Origin of the sequence: Larkinella sp. VNQ87, assembly GCF_049445795.1 — a bacterium.
GTDB lineage: Bacteria > Bacteroidota > Bacteroidia > Cytophagales > Spirosomataceae > Larkinella.
The window spans coordinates 277,438-293,004 of sequence record NZ_JBMSDT010000003.1 but is presented as its reverse complement, the minus strand read 5'-3'; the positions used below and the strand labels follow the sequence as shown (position 1 = coordinate 293,004).

The window sequence follows — 15,567 nt, the reverse complement described above, 5'->3', positions numbered from 1 at the left end:
GTACGTTAACTCAGCAAATTCTTGACCATCGCCGAAATGGCTTTCCCTTCCGCCTGACCGGCCAGTTCTTTGGTCGCAATGCCCATCACTTTGCCCAAATCCGACGGGCCAGTAGCGCCAACGCGGGCGATGATGGCCTGCAGGCGGGTTTTCAGTTCGTCTTCCGACAGTTGCTGCGGCAGGTATTTTTCGATCACGGCAATTTCCGCCAGCTCGTTCTGCAGGAGATCCTCGCGGCCCTGGGTCCGGTAGATGTCGGCCGAATCCCGGCGCTGTTTGACGGCTTTGGTCAGCAGCTTCAGTTCGTCTTCCGGTTTGAGGTCACCACCGGCGGCTCCGTCTTTGGTTTCTTCCAGCAAAATCAGCGACTTAATAGCCCGCAAGGCCCGCAGCCGGTCCTGCTCTTTGGCTTTCATCGCTTCCTTGATGTCAGTATCGATCTGTTGTTTCAGCGCCATTTTGAGAGTTATGAATTAAGAGTGAAGAGTTAAGAGTTGCTTAACCCGGAACCAATAAAAGTTCGGCAAAGTTACGAAAACAGGTTGGGCTTGTTAACAACTCTTAACTCATAACTCTTCACTCTTCATTGAAAAGATGGCTCGTTTGAGTGTCAATATCAATAAAATTGCCACGCTCCGGAATTCGCGGGGCGGCAACAATCCGAATGTGGTCAACGTTGCCATCGATTGTGAGCGGTTTGGCGCGCAGGGCATCACGGTTCACCCGCGCCCCGACGAACGGCACATTCGGTACCAGGACGTGCTGGACCTGAAAAAAGTAGTGACCACCGAGTTCAACCTCGAAGGCAATCCCGACGAGCGGTTTATCGAGCTGGTGACGCGGGTTCGGCCCGAACAGGTGACACTGGTGCCTGATGCCGTCGACGCCATTACGTCCAACGCCGGTTGGGATACCATAAAGCACCGGCTGTACCTGACAAATCTGGTTAATCGGTTTAAACACCTGGGCACCCGGGTTTCCATTTTTGTCGATGCCGACGAGCAAATGGTGCGGGGCGCTAAAGAAACCGGGGCCGACCGGATCGAACTCTACACCGAACCGTATGCCGCCCAGTACGCCGAAAACCGCGAAGCCGCCATCGAGCCCTTCATCCGCGCGGCCAAACTGGCGCAGGAACTCGGTCTGGGCCTGAACGCCGGACACGACCTAAGTCTGGAAAATCTGCGGTTTTTTCAGCAACATATTCCCGGTTTACTCGAAGTATCCATCGGCCATGCCCTCATCAGCGATGCGCTCTACTTCGGCCTGGAAAACACGATTCAATTGTATTTGAAAGAGTTAGAATAAGTAGAGACAAGAGACATGAGCCAAGAGAAGAAAGACAGTTAACACGATTTTTTATTCTTTTGTCTGACGTCTCTTGTCTAACATATTTCGTCTCCACCATGCTCGAATCCATCGAAACGCCCAACGCCCCGCTGCCGGCCGGGCATTATGCTCAGGCTACGGTCTGGAGCGATCTGATTTTTGTGTCCGGTCAGTTGCCGATTCATCCGGTGACAAAGGAGAAAATCACCGGTTCGGTTGAAGAGCAGAGTCGGCAGGCGCTGGAAAACCTCGACGCCATTCTGAAAGCCGCCGGAAGCGACCGAAACCACGTGCTGAAAACGACGGTTTATATCGCCGACATTTCGCTCTGGGACCAGGTCAATACGGTTTATGCCGACTTTTTCGGAGCACATCAACCGGCTCGATCCGTGGTTCCGACCAACGCCCTGCACTACGGTTTTTTGATCGAAATTGAAGCCGTGGCCGTGCGGTCCAAACCCTGACAGCGGCCGAAAGCCCTGTCAGCGGTTGTTCAATGGGTTTATTCCAATCCTCCGAAAATTCGCTCTTTCCACCGCTGACAGGGCTTTCAGCCGCTGTCAGGGTTATTCAAAGCGTGTAACTTCCCCGGTATTGCCGTTTAACAAACTGGTTGGCGTAATCGAAGTTGGTGATTTTCATATTGGCACCGTCCCAGAAGAGTTTCTTGCGGCCGGGGAACGTGTAGCCCCCACCGGTTTTGGGTTCGCGGTACAGGTAGCTGCGCGTCGCCAGGTTGCCCATCAGCACGGTTTCGGTCAGCGGCCCGGCTTCGTCAAACGACGAGCTGGTATACGCGCCGTAACCTTGCTTGCAGGCTTTCACCCATTGCTGCTGGTGGCCTTCGGTTTTGCCTTCCACCAGCGGTTTTTCGGGATCAGGTAGTTTTTTGTCTCCAAATTTTTCTTCCGGAAACAGTCGCGGATTATTGCCAAACAATTCGGCGACCAGAATACCTTTGCTGCCGATGAACATAATCCCGCCGTCGATATTCGTAAATACTTTTTCGTACGGTATGCCTTCCGGCAGGGGCGGACGAATACCGCCATCGTACCACGAAAATTTAATCTCCTTCACCTTTCGGTCGTCCGACGGAAACGTCAGGTGAATGGCCGACGAGGGCGGGCACACATCATCGTAAAAGGCCTCTTTGAAGAAATCGGAGTATACCGAACCCACGCTGCACTCGACCGAAGTCGGGTATTTCAGTTTCAGCGCCCGGAACGGTACGTCCATGAAGTGGCAACCCATGTCGCCCAGCGCGCCGGTGCCAAAGTCCCAGTAGCCCCGCCAGCGGGTCGGCATGTAAGCTTCGTGATACTCGCGAAGCGGGGCCGTACCGAGCCACAATTCCCAATCGACCTCCGCCGGAACCGGCTGCGATTCGCCTTTGTCTTTCGGCGACCGCACGCCCTGCGGCCAAACCGGCCGGTTGGTCCAGCAATTGACGGTATGCACATGACCGATCAGGCCCTTCTGAATCCAGGTTTCGACTTTCCGCGTATCGTCTCCGCTGCTGCCCTGGTTGCCCATTTGCGTCACTACCTTGTAGTTGCGGGCGGCTTCGGTCAGCATCCGGGCTTCGTAAATGTCGTGCGTGAGCGGTTTTTCGCAGTAAACGTGTTTGCCCAACTGCATGGCCGCCATCGCAATCGGCGCGTGCATGTGGTCAGGCGTCGAGATGATCACCGCGTCGAAGTTTTTCGCTTCCTTGTCGAATAACTGCCGGTAATCCTTGAAATATGGCGCGTTGGCAAACTGGGCCCGGTATTTTTTGGCCTGCCGATCATCGACATCGCACAAGGCCACGATGTTATCCGAACCGTTGTTGAACGCGAGCCGGATGTTCACGTCGGCTTTCCCCCCGCAGCCGACAGCAGCGATGTTCAGTTTATCGCTGGGAGCCACAAAACCGGGGCCACCCAGCACATGACGCGGCACGATGGTAAAACCGGCAGCCGCCAGCGTACTGCCCTGAAGGAATTTTCGGCGGGAAAGAGAGGCAAATTTCATGGAAGCAGGATTTAGCAATGAACGTGCGTTGCGCTTAACCTAATTTCTGTCCGATTTTCATGGCCAGCCCCATATCGCCCTGTACTTTCAGTTTGCCAAACATAAAGGCAGTCATCGGGTTCAATTCGCCGGTTCCCAGCTTCTGCAAATCACTCAGCGAGACCTTAATGGTGCTATCGGCTTCGGCATCGTCGTTGGAAACGATAGTCGGCGTCTGGCGACCATCGATGTAAATAACGCCCTGATCGGTAGCCAGTTTGACAGTAGCATTCAATCCGCTGTCGGCACCGATCCGGCGACGAATCTCCTCTGTGAACTCCTGTAAATCCATATGTTTGGTTGTTTCAGGGGGCAAAATAGGACAATTACTAATAAAACTATTGGTTTTTTCGTCAAATATGTCCGGAATACCGAAAATTTTAGTAAGTTCAAACCGGTAATTACCTCCTAAACTAATCTGCATTTTCTCTGTACCGATGGAACGGTCTTCCACAACGTCCGACTTAGGCAGTGACGCTCTCCTTCCCTGCTTTTTCGGCTGTTCTGTGCGTTTAAATTCCCGCAATTTGTACAGTCAGGCTAGTTTATTTACCAGGAATCGGTTCCATGACATTCTTACACGCTCTTGGCCGGAGAAGCGAAGGAACGATGTCACCAGATCACCAGAAGAGAAGAAAGATCAGGAAATCCGGGGTGGGTCGGGCCATTACCTGATTGTTGACGTCCGATAATTTAACCGTTTGGACGGAATAACGTGTATTGAGAATGCAAGCTGAACAAACTCTTCTCCGACAATTACGAAACGCTGACCCAACTGCTTTCCGGCGCGTGTATGATCGCTACGTGCAACGGATTTATTACTTCTCCATCAGCTTCTTAAAATCGCCGGAAGCGGCTCAACAGGTGGTGCGCGATGTGTTTACGTCTCTTTGGGAACGTCGGCGTTCGCTGGACGAAGATATTCCGCTGAATGGCTATTTATTCACGATGACCTATGGGCTGATGCTGGCTGCTTTTCGGGAACGACACAGCCAATGCCAGCCCCAGGAAATTCTACAACGGCTGACGACACAGTCGGGTACCGACACGGAAGAAGAGGTGTTGTATCAGGAACTGGAACTACTTTATCAACAGGCGGTTGCGCAACTTCCCCCACGCCGTCGCGAAATTTACCTCCTCAGCCGCCACGAAGGGTACACTGCCGAGCAGATTGCCGACCGCATGAACCTTTCAACCCGCACCATTGAAGATCATCTGGCCCAGGCCTACGACACGCTCGGCACTTATTTTGAACGACACACGTATTAATTGTGAAAGTGCGGAAGAGCGAAAGGCTCCGCTAGGTTGTTATCTCTTGGTAAGTCTTTCGCTCCGCTTCGGCGGTCCGATTTCACTCATTCGCTCTTTCACTCTTTGAAAATGGATGAATTGCTGGTTAAATACGTTCGGAACGAATGCAGCCCGGAAGAAGCGCAGTGGGTAGTCAGGTGGTTACAGAATCCGGACAATGAAGCACATTTGCGCGGGCTGATGCGGAAACAATGGAGCAATCCATCCATTACTGGCATCGAAACCCCCGACTGGCAGCGGATGTGGCACGGGATTGCCCGACAAACCAAAGATTTACCCATTGAAGCTGAGCCGCCCCTGTATCACACAATTGGCCGACAGGTTCTCCGCATTGCCATCTGGGTAGGCTGTCTGATCGCTCTAGGGCTCGGCATCCGTTTTCTGCGCCAAACTCAACTGCCCGCCGATGTCATTTATCAATCTGGATCGGAGCAGGCCATGCGGGCAGAACTGGCCGATCGGTCAACGGTTCTGTTGAATAAGAATGCCAGCGTGCGTGTCTCCGCCGACTGGTCGGGGCCCAACCGCAATATCTGGGTAGACGGCGAAGCGGTCATTGAAGTCAGTCCGCAGCCCATCGGCTTTCGATTGCAGATTCATGTGGGTGACCATGTGGTCATCGAAGCACAAAAAGCCCGGATCTATGTCAACAACCGCGATAAAAAGGTCGAGGTTTTGGTGGAGGAAGGCCAGGCCAACTTTCTCGTTTATTATTCGAGGTTGCTCGGAGACACAAAGAAATACACGCTGCAACCGGGCGATATGGTCGAATACGACGAACGATCAACACAGTTGATCCGCCGACATGTCAATCCCACCCCTTACACGGGATGGGCCTCTGAGGTCAATACCCGTACTTTGCCGGGGAATAACTGACCAACAGGGCTTACATTCCCGTCCATTGCTCCCCCGTTGGTACGACGGTCAGCACACGCTCCGTCAAACGCTCCTGAATGCCGGACGTTTTTACCTGAAACGCTTTTTCAACCGTTTCGCTGCCATTGGTTACCTGGAGTGTATACGAACCATCCATCATCTGGCTCATGTCAAACCGTTGCCGGTACTTTTCCTGATTTTTAGGCAGGCTTTCCGAAAAAACCACCCGGTTTTGCTGGTCGAGCAACCGCACGATGATTTTGCTTTTGGTATCATTCCGTTGGATGTTCATCCACAATTTCATGGGGTCAGCCGACGGATATGTAGCGACCAGGAACGGTTTCTCCTGCGATTTAAGTTGGGCAACAGCAGTCGTTCCGGCGATCAGAAGGGCACCCAGCATCAGAGCACGGGCTGTGCGGACAATCGTTTTCATGGTGTTCAGAAGATTTGTTGTTTACTGTTCTAATTCACGAAAAAGATGTCTGTAGCACACCCCGGGCGCGGAAAGTTGGGAGAAATGGCCGAAATTGAGGATAAGCGGTCCTGAACCCGGATTGCACGGAGTAGTCTTGAACTTGGATTACGCGGATTAAAGGATTAACCAGGATGGCTACCGCAATCTTTTAGATCGTAGTGAATCCTTTAATCCGCGTAATACCGGTTCAAGACTGACTATTCCGTGTAGTTCAAATCCTTCCCATACGTTTCGTCCAGCGTCGCCAGGGACCAGAAGCTGATGAGGAAACAGCCGAATGCGACGACAGACGCCGAGCCTATGACACCCAGGGACGGTTTGAGGCTTTGGAAAAGTGGAATAGTAACTAACGTAGTTGCCCGAACGTTGTTGGCGATGGAAGTGGTCGCCGTGGCTCGCAGGTTGGTTCCAAAGTGTTCGGCCGAAACCGTCAGGAACAGGGCAATGTACCCAATCGAAAAACCGAGTCCGACACAAACGGCGTGAAACAGCGAGATCGACGAAATACCGCCGAAGAGATAAATCGCAACAAAAAACAGGTTCAACAGCATCAGCGCCCCGATGGCCCGTCGGCGTGAATGAAACCATTGACTCAGGGGGCCACTGGCCAGATCGCCCACCGCCATGCCGATATACGTAAACATCACGGCCCGGCCCGGCGCAATTGGCTCGGCAATCCGGAGTGCTTTGCCAAACTCGTTGCTGAACGTCGCCAAAATACCAATCACGAAGTAGGTCGGCACGGCCAGACCCATGCAGCGCAGGTACGTTAACAACCGCCTGCCATTGGTAAACAGCGACCAGAAATTGCCCCGCTGAACGGTTTGTTCCTTGATTTTGAGAAACATACCCGACTCAAAAACCGACACACGCAGCAGCAACAGCAGTAACCCTAAGCCACCCCCGATGAAATACGTCGTCCGCCAGTCGAACAGCACGACCGTGAAATAAGCCACGACGGCCCCGAACAAGCCCACGCCCGCGATCAGCGAGGTGCCGTAGCCCCGGAGCTCTTTCGGCAGAATTTCGGAAACAAGTGTAATTCCGGCCCCCAACTCACCCGCCAGACCCAGACCGGCCACAAACCGCAGCAACGCATAGGTGTTGGCGTCCTGTACAAAACCGCAGGCAATGTTGGCAACGGAATAGGTGATGATAGAACCGAATAAGACCGAAAGTCGGCCGCGTTTGTCGCCCAGAATACCCCATAGAATCCCGCCGAGCAACAAACCGGCCTGCTGCCAGTTCAAAACCGTTCCGCCGATAACCGACACCTGTTTTTCGTCCAGCCCGAGATCTTTCAGGCTCGGCACGCGAACGATGTTGAACAGGAGCAAATCGTACACATCCACAAAATACCCCAAAGCGGCTACAATAACCGGCAACGTAAACAGCGGACGGAAGCTGGTGGATGAAGAAGTAGGGGGCATGAAACGATAAATTATGAACGATGAATTATGAATGATAAATTATGGATTAGCCATCGCAAAGCAAATAACTCATAATTCATAACTCATAATTTTCTCTTCACTCCTCCAAATAATTAAGGTCCTTGCCATGCGTTTCCGGAATGGTCAGGATCGAATAGAAACCCAGCGCAAAACTCAGGATGCCGACGGCCACCCCGGCATTGACCACATCGACGGACGGTTTCAGGTACGTATACAGGCTGGTCATTAGAATAACCGTTCCGCGGACCATGTTCGGCACGGTGGTGGCAGCCGTAGCCCGGAGGTTGGTCCCAAACTGCTCGGCCCCGATGGTCACGAACATGGCCCAGTAGCCAATGCCGAAGCCCATTGCCAGGAAGTACAAATACAGGCTATCGACGGTGCCCGGTCTTATATAGATGTAAACCAGGCTGACGACGAGTGTAAAGCCCATCAGCAGCGAAACGGCCTGCTTCCGCGACTTCAGGCCCTGGCTAATGACTCCGCTCGCCAGGTCGCCGAAGGCCAGCCCGATGTAGCACCACATGATCGTCAGCCCGGGTTTTACGGGTTCCGTAATGCCGAAGGCTTTGCCGAATTCGTTGCTGAACGTGGCCAAAATACCGATGACGAACCAAGTGGGCAGGCCGATCCCGATGCACTTCATGTAGCGCGAAAACCGGCTCGCATTGGTAAAAAACGCGAAGAAATTACCCTTCTGAACGTGTTTCTGCTCCGACACTTCCGTAAACATGCCGGATTCGATCACGCCGACCCGCAGCAGCAACAGGCCAATTCCCATACCGCCCCCGATCAGAAACGCATTCTGCCAGTTGAATAGCTCAACGGTAAAATACGCAAAAACCGCCCCGAACAACCCGATTCCGGCCACCAGCGAGGTACCGATGGCCCGCAGGTTTTTCGGCAATACTTCAGAAACGAGTGTAATGCCCGCGCCCAGTTCCCCGGCCAGCCCGACGCCCGCAATAAATCGCATGGCCGCATAATAGGTAATCGGATCCATGAACGTCACTTTATCGATGAAACCACAGGCGATGTTGGCCAACGAATAGGTGATGATGGAGCCGAAGAGTACGGAAAGCCGCCCGCGTTTGTCACCCAGCACACCCCACAAAATGCCGCCGATGAGCAAACCGCCCATCTGCCAGTTCAGGATCATGGCGCCCACGCGGGAAATTTGTTCGTCATTAAGCCCCAGGTCCTTCAGGCTCGGAACCCGAACAATGCCAAACAACAGCAGATCGTAAATATCGACGAAATACCCCAGCGCAGCGACAATAACCGGAAGACCGAACAACGCTTTGTAAGAAACTTTCGTGGGAGGAGGAACTGTAGACTGCATTTGTTTGGTAAAAAGTTATCAGAATAAAATAATACTTGGCAATTTATCGATTTAGCCACAGTTGGCAAAAATCAATTTCAGGAAAACAGAATCCTTAGGGTCTTGATCAGAAGACTTCTAAAGGACTTGCCGGTCATGATCAGCTACCACCTGCACGGCCGTCGCCAGGGTCCAGACTCGCAGAAACACTCTCGAAAAAATAAAGCATTGCTGGATCAGGAACCAGACGACCAGGCTTGCCCAACCGCCGGTTTTCACCTGGGAGTCGATCAATAGGTAGATGGCAAAACCGGCCGCTCCGATACTTAGTAGAACCAAATAAAATCCGAAAACTAATCGAAAATGAGTGAAGATAAACCGCATTGCCTGCCCAAAAACTTCCATCACCCGGTTTTCATCCCGGCGAAACAACTTGACTTTGGCATAATCGCCGACACAAACGACCAGCAACGCAGAAAGTGAGAATACCAGCAGGCAGCCCAGCAGCAGGTAAATCATCTCCTGTTCGCTCAAGGTATCACTCAGGCCGCTTAGAAGCAAGGCTCCGATGAACAACCCGAGGAACGCCAGCAAGGTGATTCCCCCAATTACACCAAGAAACAAGCGAAAAAACCGCCCGAAGGTCTGTACGCTGGCTGATAAAAACTGGCTGACACGAAACCGCGGCTGACGAGTTGCGGAAGGCGTTACATACAGGAGAATACCGCCTGAAAAGAAGATACTCAGCAACAAATAAAAACCGCCCAGCCAGAAGCTTACCGACAATAGTGGATCGATAATTGAGCCATTCCAATGCTGGAAATCGCTGTAAACCGTGTAGTCAAAACCGTCGAGCAGCTTCAGGTATTCCAGTGACGACCCCATTTCGGTCCGAAGCGCGGCATATGACGGCAGCAGCACCAACAGGCCCAGCAAAAAATTAACCCCATATAACCACAGGACCATCCGCCACGACCGTAAAACAACTTTAAAAGCACTGACGATCAGCATAACCACCCTGAAACTCCGTCTATCAATAATTCATCGTTCATCATTCATAACTCATCATTCACCTCAGCCCAGCCACGCCAGCCATTGCATCCAGTTTTGCACCCAGAACATCAGCTTTGCCGCATACTTGGCCGCCGGACTGGCCGGAGGTTGAAGCGTGTAACTGTTATTGTTAAAATTCACATCCAGGTAAATTTTCTGTTCCGGATCGACTTTGGCCCACTCGGCGCGGGTCGGTTGCGAGAGCGTGAACGTGTGGGTGCGGGCTTTGCCATCCCACCGCAACAACTGCTCCTTTCCGTCTTCGAAATGCACCCGCACCTCCACGGGCAATTGCGCTTCGCCCCGGCGATACACCGTAATGACCGACCGGTAGCCTTCGCCCTGCCGCGTATTCCGAACCGCATGTAGCTCATAATCACATACCTGAGTACCGTACAAAACCTGATCGAAAAACCAGTTCAGGTTCGGCCCAAACCGTGTTCCCAGCCGTTTGGTGACCACTTCGTTGACAATAGCAATGAAATTCTGTGCGTTGGGATGCTTGAATTGCCAGCGGTTGAAATACGTCCGCATGATTTCATCCATTACGGATCGGCCCACCAGCCCGTCGAGCGTACGCATCCAGGTGGCCGGTTTAGAGTAGATCAGTTCGCCGTAATAGTCATCGGGCAATTCCCAGACGTTACCGAACGAAGGAGCAATCGACGGCAGATCGAGGTGAACAAAAGAAGCCCGCGACAATTCCAGGTTGCCCATCCGAAAGCCCAGCCAATCGATCACCGACGATTTTGGCCCGTAGATTTCGTCCATCATCCGGCCTTCGTAGTACTGGTTGAATCCTTCGTCCATCCAGGCTTCCTCAAACTCATTGGTGGCCAGCAGTTGCATAAAATACTGGTGTCCAAACTCGTGAATGACCACCTGCTCCGGAAACCGGACGCCCGTGGGCATGCCCCAACTTGTTCCGGCCGTGATGAACGTTGGGTACTCCATCCCGGCAGCTCCCAGGCCCCAGATGGGCGGATCAACGATGGTAAGCGTCGTAAACGGATAGCGTCCGAGGTGTTTATCGAAATACGCCAATGCCACCTTAGCCGCGTCGATGTGCCGCCGGGCCTGACTGGCGTGATCGGGTTGCATCAGGACGCGGATGGCTACGTGCCGCCAGCGATCGTTAAAAATCTCAAAATCCGGGGAAGCCGTCCAGGCAAAATCGACGACATCCTCCGCCTGCCAGCGTTGGGTTTGCGTGCCGTTGCGGTTTTGCCGTTCGCTGACCAGCCGACCGGTTGCCCCAATTTTGAAATTTGTGGGCGTTGTCAGTGTTACGTCGTAGGTGCCATAATCCGCGTAAAATTCCGAATGCGCGTGAAACTGGTGGCAATTCCAATGGCCCCGGACATTCGGCCCGGTGGGTTGGTACCGGGTGCCGGGCGCTTCATAAACGCCGATTTTCGGAAACCACTGCGCCACCAGAAAGAAATCCCGGCTGTAGCCGGTCCGGGCAAAAATTTTGGGCAATTTGGCCCGAAAAGCGATGTCAAGCGTAATGCGTTGACCAGGGCCGAGCGGCTGGCTCAACGGCACCCGAACCACCGTCCGGTCATCGGAATTACCATCATCGGGCTGGATAAACCGGTATTTTTTCGTCAGGTTTTCGACACCGCCCGCAGCCGACCGGGCCTGCATCGACACCAAATCAATCCAGCCGTACGATTCCGAATCGTCTTTGTCGATGAAGTCTCCCCGCAACTGCCCTCCCGATTCGCGCATGAACGTCGATTGGTCGTTCCGAAAAGCGTTCAGGTACAAATGAAACTGCAATTCATGCAGAACGTCGTTCGAGGTATTGGTCCAGATGAGTGTTTCGGTGCCTTCCAGCCGCTTTGTTTCCGTATTTAATTGTACCCCAATCCGGTAATTGGCAATACGTGGACTCAGTGCCCTGGAAGCGGTTTTTGGCTGCGCAAAACCGTCCCAGACCAGCCCGAAGAGACCGAGAAGACAGATGAGGTAGTTCACAGCAGTGGCAGAGGGCATGGGGCGGAGGGTTAGAGGCAGAGGGGTAAGGGCAGAGGGCAAAAGGAACCCGGACCTAATACCCTCTTGCCCTTACCCCTATGCCCCACGCTCATTCATTCTCCCGCACCCGAATCGGCACGATGGCTTCCGTCTGGTCCCAGGCCAGGATCATGTCGGTTCCGCCCGACTGCGGGGCAAAGCTGATAAAAAACTGTTCGGCGACGGCGTTGCGTTTTCGCGACACCACCGGCACACGTAAAATGTCCTTCGTTTGATCGTAGCTGGTCCCCCACTGGCCGGTTTCGCGGTTGAAAATCACGATCCAGTTCCCCTCCGATGGGATTGTCCAGAGGGAGTATTCACCTTCATCCAGCGGCTGACCGGCCACCGTCACGTTCTGATCGAGTGTGATCACTGTCGCTTCATTAGCACCGGTGCGCCAGACTTCCCCGTACGGCACCAGGCCACCGAAAATTTTACGCCCTTTTTTATACGGCTGGCAATATTCGACTTTGACCTGAACGCCATTTTGATTGATTTCGGCCGTAGCCTCCGGGCTTGCCGATTTGGTGTACGAACGAAGTCCCCAGAAACCGACCAGAACGACAACAGCCAGAATACCAATGATCCATAATATTTTTTTCATGGTGGAATAATTTTGTTGAAAGCGGGAAAGTTATAAAAATTTGTTTGGTTGCAGCTTTTTGAGCAATTTATAACTTGCAATTGCGTCAGCCCCCTGTTGACCCTACGGCAAGAAACACACCGTCCGTTGAAACCGAATAAGTATTTTCTTTTCCTGCTTACAACCGTCGTCGCCTACGGACTGTTTGAATACTACCGGCCGAAACCCATCGACTGGAATCCAACGTACACGAACCGCGATAAAATTCCGTTTGGTACGAAAGTGTTGTTCGAACTGCTCCCTGAGATGATAGCGAATCGACCGGTGACGAGCCTGCGCCTGCCGGTTTACAACCATTTATCAGACAGTACGCTCCCCATCCGCAGCAATTACGTGTTTGTTTGCCATTCGCTGGAACTAAGCCGGTTTGACCGGGAAAAGCTGCTGGCGTACGTCCGGCGGGGCAACACGGTTTTTGTGTCGGCCTACGAATTTCCGGATTCGCTGGCGCGGCAACTCGGTTTTCGGGCCGACCTGAAAGCACCCAGCCTGCGCGACACCACGCTGGGCATGAATTTTACCAATCCGGCGCTCAAAGCCTCCGGCGACTACCATTTCCGGCACGACGACGGCCGGAATTTTCTGGTGACGACGAAAGCCGAGAACACCACGGTTCTGGGCCGAAACGCCCGAAACGAACCGATTTTCCTGAAAATTCACTACGGTCAAGGCGATTTTTACATTCACAACATCCCGTTGGCTTTTACCAATTTTTACGTCCTTGACTCGGCCACGGGCGATTACGCCTACAAGGCCCTGTCGTACCTGCCCGCCCGGCCCACCTACTGGGACGAATACCAGAAACTCGGGCGGTTTGACGAAGACGAACAATCGCTGTTTCGGTACATCCTGACGCAGCCGCCCCTGACCTGGGCGTATTATTTGACTCTGATGGGCCTGTTGCTGTACGTTATTTTTGCCGGGAAGCGCACGCAGCGCGTCATTCCGGTGGTGGAGCCGCCCAAAAACACCTCGCTGGAATTTGTGCAAACCGTCGGACGGTTGTATTACCAGCAGGCAGACCACAACAACCTGGCGCACAAGAAAATCCAGTATTTTCTAGCCTACATCCGCGACCAATTCGGCCTGAATACGTCTAAACCGGATGAAGACTTCAAGCAGGCGCTGGCCCGGAAAAGCGGGGTGCCGGAGTCCGATGTGCAGGCGCTGTTCCGCCAGATTGCCTTTTCGCAGCAGCAAATGGTGAGCGAATACGACTTGCTACGGTTGAATGAATTGATGGAGAAGTTTTACGCAACGGCGAGAGCGTTATGATCAAAGAAATCAAAATAGAAAACTTTAAATCGATCCGGGAATTAACGCTCGAGTTAAAGCCCATCAACATATTGATTGGCCCGAATGGGGCAGGAAAAAGTAATTTTGTTGATTTTTTTGGACTTGTTTATGCGATTAACGATAAACAATTGAGAGAGTATATTGCGAATAAAGCAGGAGCTAGTAAATTACTCTATCTTGGACTTAAAAATAGTAATCATCTACTTGGAAGTTTAATCTTTCAAAGTGTCAATAAAGATATATTAGAGTCTTATAAATTCATATTAAAGCCTAACGAGCAAGACGGATTATATTTTGCAAAAGAGCTTACTGGATACAAAAATATTCAGGATAGCTCATTCCCTTCTAATTGGGGATGGCGTGATTTTGAACATGGTGTAGGCCACGTTGAATCAAATCTTACAGGTGAAAATTTTAAGAACGCCCTAGTTGTTTATCTTGAATCATTCCGAGTTTATCATTTCCACGATACATCGAAAACTGCACCGCTAAAGAAAACCGCGCGCCTTGCTGACGATCGATACCTACGAAATGATGGTGAGAATTTGGCGGCTTTTCTGTTCGGTTTGCAAATAGAAGCTCCTTTAGCTTTTAACCGAATTGAAGCAACCATAAAACTAGTTGCTCCTTACTTCGACCGGTTTGATCTTGTTCCGAACGGCGATTTCATCCGGCTAAAATGGCGGCAGAACAACACGGATATGTATTTAGATGCCTCCGATTTATCCGATGGTACGTTGCGTTTTATTGCGCTTTGTACTTTATTTCTTCAACCAAATCTTCCCGAAACCATCATCGTTGATGAACCCGAGTTGGGTTTACATCCTTATGCAATCAATATTTTGGCCGGTTTGATGAAAAACGCTTCCGAGAAATCACAAATCATTATCTCAACGCAATCGGTCAGTTTAATCGACAACTTTGAACCCGAAGACATCATTGTGGTCAATAATACAGCGAATGAGTCTCATTTTAAGCGGTTAAGTAGCGAAGAACTTGACATTTGGCTCGCCGAATACTCACTCGGAGAGCTTTGGAATAAGAATGTGCTTGGCGGAAATCCATGAAAAGAATCGATATCGTCGTTGAAGGCCAAACAGAGCAAGAATTTGTTAGCCAAATAATTCAACCTTACCTGACAAATAAATACGGTATTTATTCCGTATCCGCTATATTAATTGGCTCATTTAAACACAGAGGTGGCAATGTTAAATTTGAACGCTTGAAGAAGAATATTACACTGCTATCTCACCAGACTGATCTGGTTATTTCTACGTTTCTCGATTATTTTAAACTCGGCAACGATTTTCCGCATTTTGAAGCTTGTCAGAAAAAATTGAATACCGACGAACGAATCGACTGTCTTGAACGAGAACTAACAAACGCTATCGACAACCGGTTTTTTGTTCCGTACATTCAAAAGTATGAGTTTGAAGCGCTGTTGTTTGCTTCCGTTGATGGGTATGAAAAGTACATTACCGCTAAAGCTTGTCAGCGCCTTGAAGCCATCCTTCAGGAATTTCCGAATCCGGAAGATATCAACAACACCATGCCGCCGTCGTACCGCTTACTCGAACCCTTTGGGCAATACGAAAATAGCAAGTACAATAAAGTGACTTTGGGCAATATTCTGGCGCTTGAAACCGGCATAGAGAAAATCCTTGAACGCTGCCCGCGCTTTGGTGCCTGGATCGAAAAATTAGCCCATATGGCTACCCAAGCTTAACAGAAC

The 15,567-nt window shown here is 51.6% G+C and carries 16 protein-coding genes; 7 read left to right on the top strand and 9 right to left on the bottom strand.

Annotation, left to right across the window (positions count from 1 at the left end):
- Positions 1–5: 5 nt before the first annotated feature.
- Positions 6–458, bottom strand: coding sequence for a GatB/YqeY domain-containing protein (locus ACO2Q8_RS06430; RefSeq protein WP_423343956.1), 453 nt, complete (start codon positions 456–458; stop codon positions 6–8).
- Positions 459–594: 136 nt separating this feature from the next.
- Here ACO2Q8_RS06430 and ACO2Q8_RS06425 point away from each other — a divergent pair, with 136 nt between their 5' ends.
- Entirely contained in the window at positions 595–1,308 is a 714-nt protein-coding gene (locus tag ACO2Q8_RS06425) for a pyridoxine 5'-phosphate synthase (protein WP_423343955.1), read from the top strand.
- Positions 1,309–1,406: 98 nt separating this feature from the next.
- Entirely contained in the window at positions 1,407–1,793 is a 387-nt protein-coding gene (locus ACO2Q8_RS06420) for a RidA family protein (protein WP_423343954.1), read from the top strand.
- Positions 1,794–1,899: 106 nt separating this feature from the next.
- Here the strand turns inward: ACO2Q8_RS06420 and ACO2Q8_RS06415 are convergent, their stop codons facing one another.
- Positions 1,900–3,342 (bottom strand): Gfo/Idh/MocA family oxidoreductase, encoded by a 1,443-nt coding sequence (locus ACO2Q8_RS06415; RefSeq protein WP_423343953.1) that lies wholly within the window; start codon positions 3,340–3,342, stop codon positions 1,900–1,902.
- A 34-nt stretch (positions 3,343–3,376) separates the two neighbouring features.
- The gene (locus ACO2Q8_RS06410) at positions 3,377–3,673 is read right to left on the bottom strand and encodes an SCP2 sterol-binding domain-containing protein (RefSeq protein WP_423343952.1); all 297 of its coding nucleotides are present in this window, start codon (positions 3,671–3,673) and stop codon (positions 3,377–3,379) included.
- Between the two features lie 434 nt (positions 3,674–4,107).
- Between ACO2Q8_RS06410 and ACO2Q8_RS06405 the strand changes: the two genes are divergently transcribed.
- The gene (locus ACO2Q8_RS06405) at positions 4,108–4,650 is read left to right on the top strand and encodes an RNA polymerase sigma-70 factor (RefSeq protein ID WP_423343951.1); all 543 of its coding nucleotides are present in this window, start codon (positions 4,108–4,110) and stop codon (positions 4,648–4,650) included.
- A 111-nt stretch (positions 4,651–4,761) separates the two neighbouring features.
- Positions 4,762–5,568: a FecR domain-containing protein gene (locus tag ACO2Q8_RS06400; RefSeq protein WP_423343950.1), complete on the top strand. Its 807-nt coding sequence runs from the start codon at positions 4,762–4,764 to the stop codon at positions 5,566–5,568.
- Between the two features lie 10 nt (positions 5,569–5,578).
- On the opposite strand, the gene ACO2Q8_RS06395 is transcribed toward ACO2Q8_RS06400, so the two are convergent.
- The 6 genes from ACO2Q8_RS06395 to ACO2Q8_RS06370 all read right to left on the bottom strand — a co-directional run bounded on the left by ACO2Q8_RS06395 (position 5,579) and on the right by ACO2Q8_RS06370 (position 12,500).
- Positions 5,579–6,004: a DUF3244 domain-containing protein gene (locus ACO2Q8_RS06395; RefSeq protein ID WP_423343949.1), complete on the bottom strand. Its 426-nt coding sequence runs from the start codon at positions 6,002–6,004 to the stop codon at positions 5,579–5,581.
- Between the two features lie 239 nt (positions 6,005–6,243).
- Positions 6,244–7,476 (bottom strand): MFS transporter, encoded by a 1,233-nt coding sequence (locus ACO2Q8_RS06390; RefSeq protein ID WP_423343948.1) that lies wholly within the window; start codon positions 7,474–7,476, stop codon positions 6,244–6,246.
- 97 nt (positions 7,477–7,573) lie between these two features.
- Positions 7,574–8,839 carry an MFS transporter gene (locus ACO2Q8_RS06385; RefSeq protein WP_423343947.1) on the bottom strand — a complete coding sequence of 422 codons (1,266 nt, stop codon included), beginning with the start codon at positions 8,837–8,839 and terminating at the stop codon, positions 7,574–7,576.
- 117 nt (positions 8,840–8,956) lie between these two features.
- Complete coding sequence (locus tag ACO2Q8_RS06380; RefSeq protein ID WP_423343946.1) at positions 8,957–9,784, bottom strand: hypothetical protein; 828 nt, start codon at positions 9,782–9,784, stop codon at positions 8,957–8,959.
- Positions 9,785–9,892: 108 nt separating this feature from the next.
- On the bottom strand, positions 9,893–11,872 hold the full coding sequence (locus ACO2Q8_RS06375; RefSeq protein ID WP_423343945.1) for a M1 family metallopeptidase: 1,980 nt from the start codon (positions 11,870–11,872) through the stop codon (positions 9,893–9,895).
- Between the two features lie 91 nt (positions 11,873–11,963).
- Positions 11,964–12,500, bottom strand: a complete 537-nt coding sequence (locus ACO2Q8_RS06370; RefSeq protein WP_423343944.1) for a DUF2911 domain-containing protein — start codon at positions 12,498–12,500, stop codon at positions 11,964–11,966.
- A 126-nt stretch (positions 12,501–12,626) separates the two neighbouring features.
- On the opposite strand from ACO2Q8_RS06370, the gene ACO2Q8_RS06365 reads away from it, so the two are divergent.
- Genes ACO2Q8_RS06365 through ACO2Q8_RS06355 form a run of 3 tightly spaced genes read left to right on the top strand, consistent with a single transcriptional unit; the run spans position 12,627 to position 15,561 of the window.
- Positions 12,627–13,814: a DUF4350 domain-containing protein gene (locus ACO2Q8_RS06365; RefSeq protein WP_423343943.1), complete on the top strand. Its 1,188-nt coding sequence runs from the start codon at positions 12,627–12,629 to the stop codon at positions 13,812–13,814.
- Complete coding sequence (locus ACO2Q8_RS06360; protein WP_423343942.1) at positions 13,811–14,902, top strand: AAA family ATPase; 1,092 nt, start codon at positions 13,811–13,813, stop codon at positions 14,900–14,902. Before ACO2Q8_RS06365 ends, ACO2Q8_RS06360 begins: the two co-directional genes overlap by 4 nt.
- On the top strand, positions 14,899–15,561 hold the full coding sequence (locus ACO2Q8_RS06355) for a DUF4276 family protein (protein ID WP_423343941.1): 663 nt from the start codon (positions 14,899–14,901) through the stop codon (positions 15,559–15,561). The genes ACO2Q8_RS06360 and ACO2Q8_RS06355 overlap by 4 nt, the downstream gene beginning before the upstream one ends.
- The last annotated feature ends 6 nt before the right edge of the window (positions 15,562–15,567 follow it).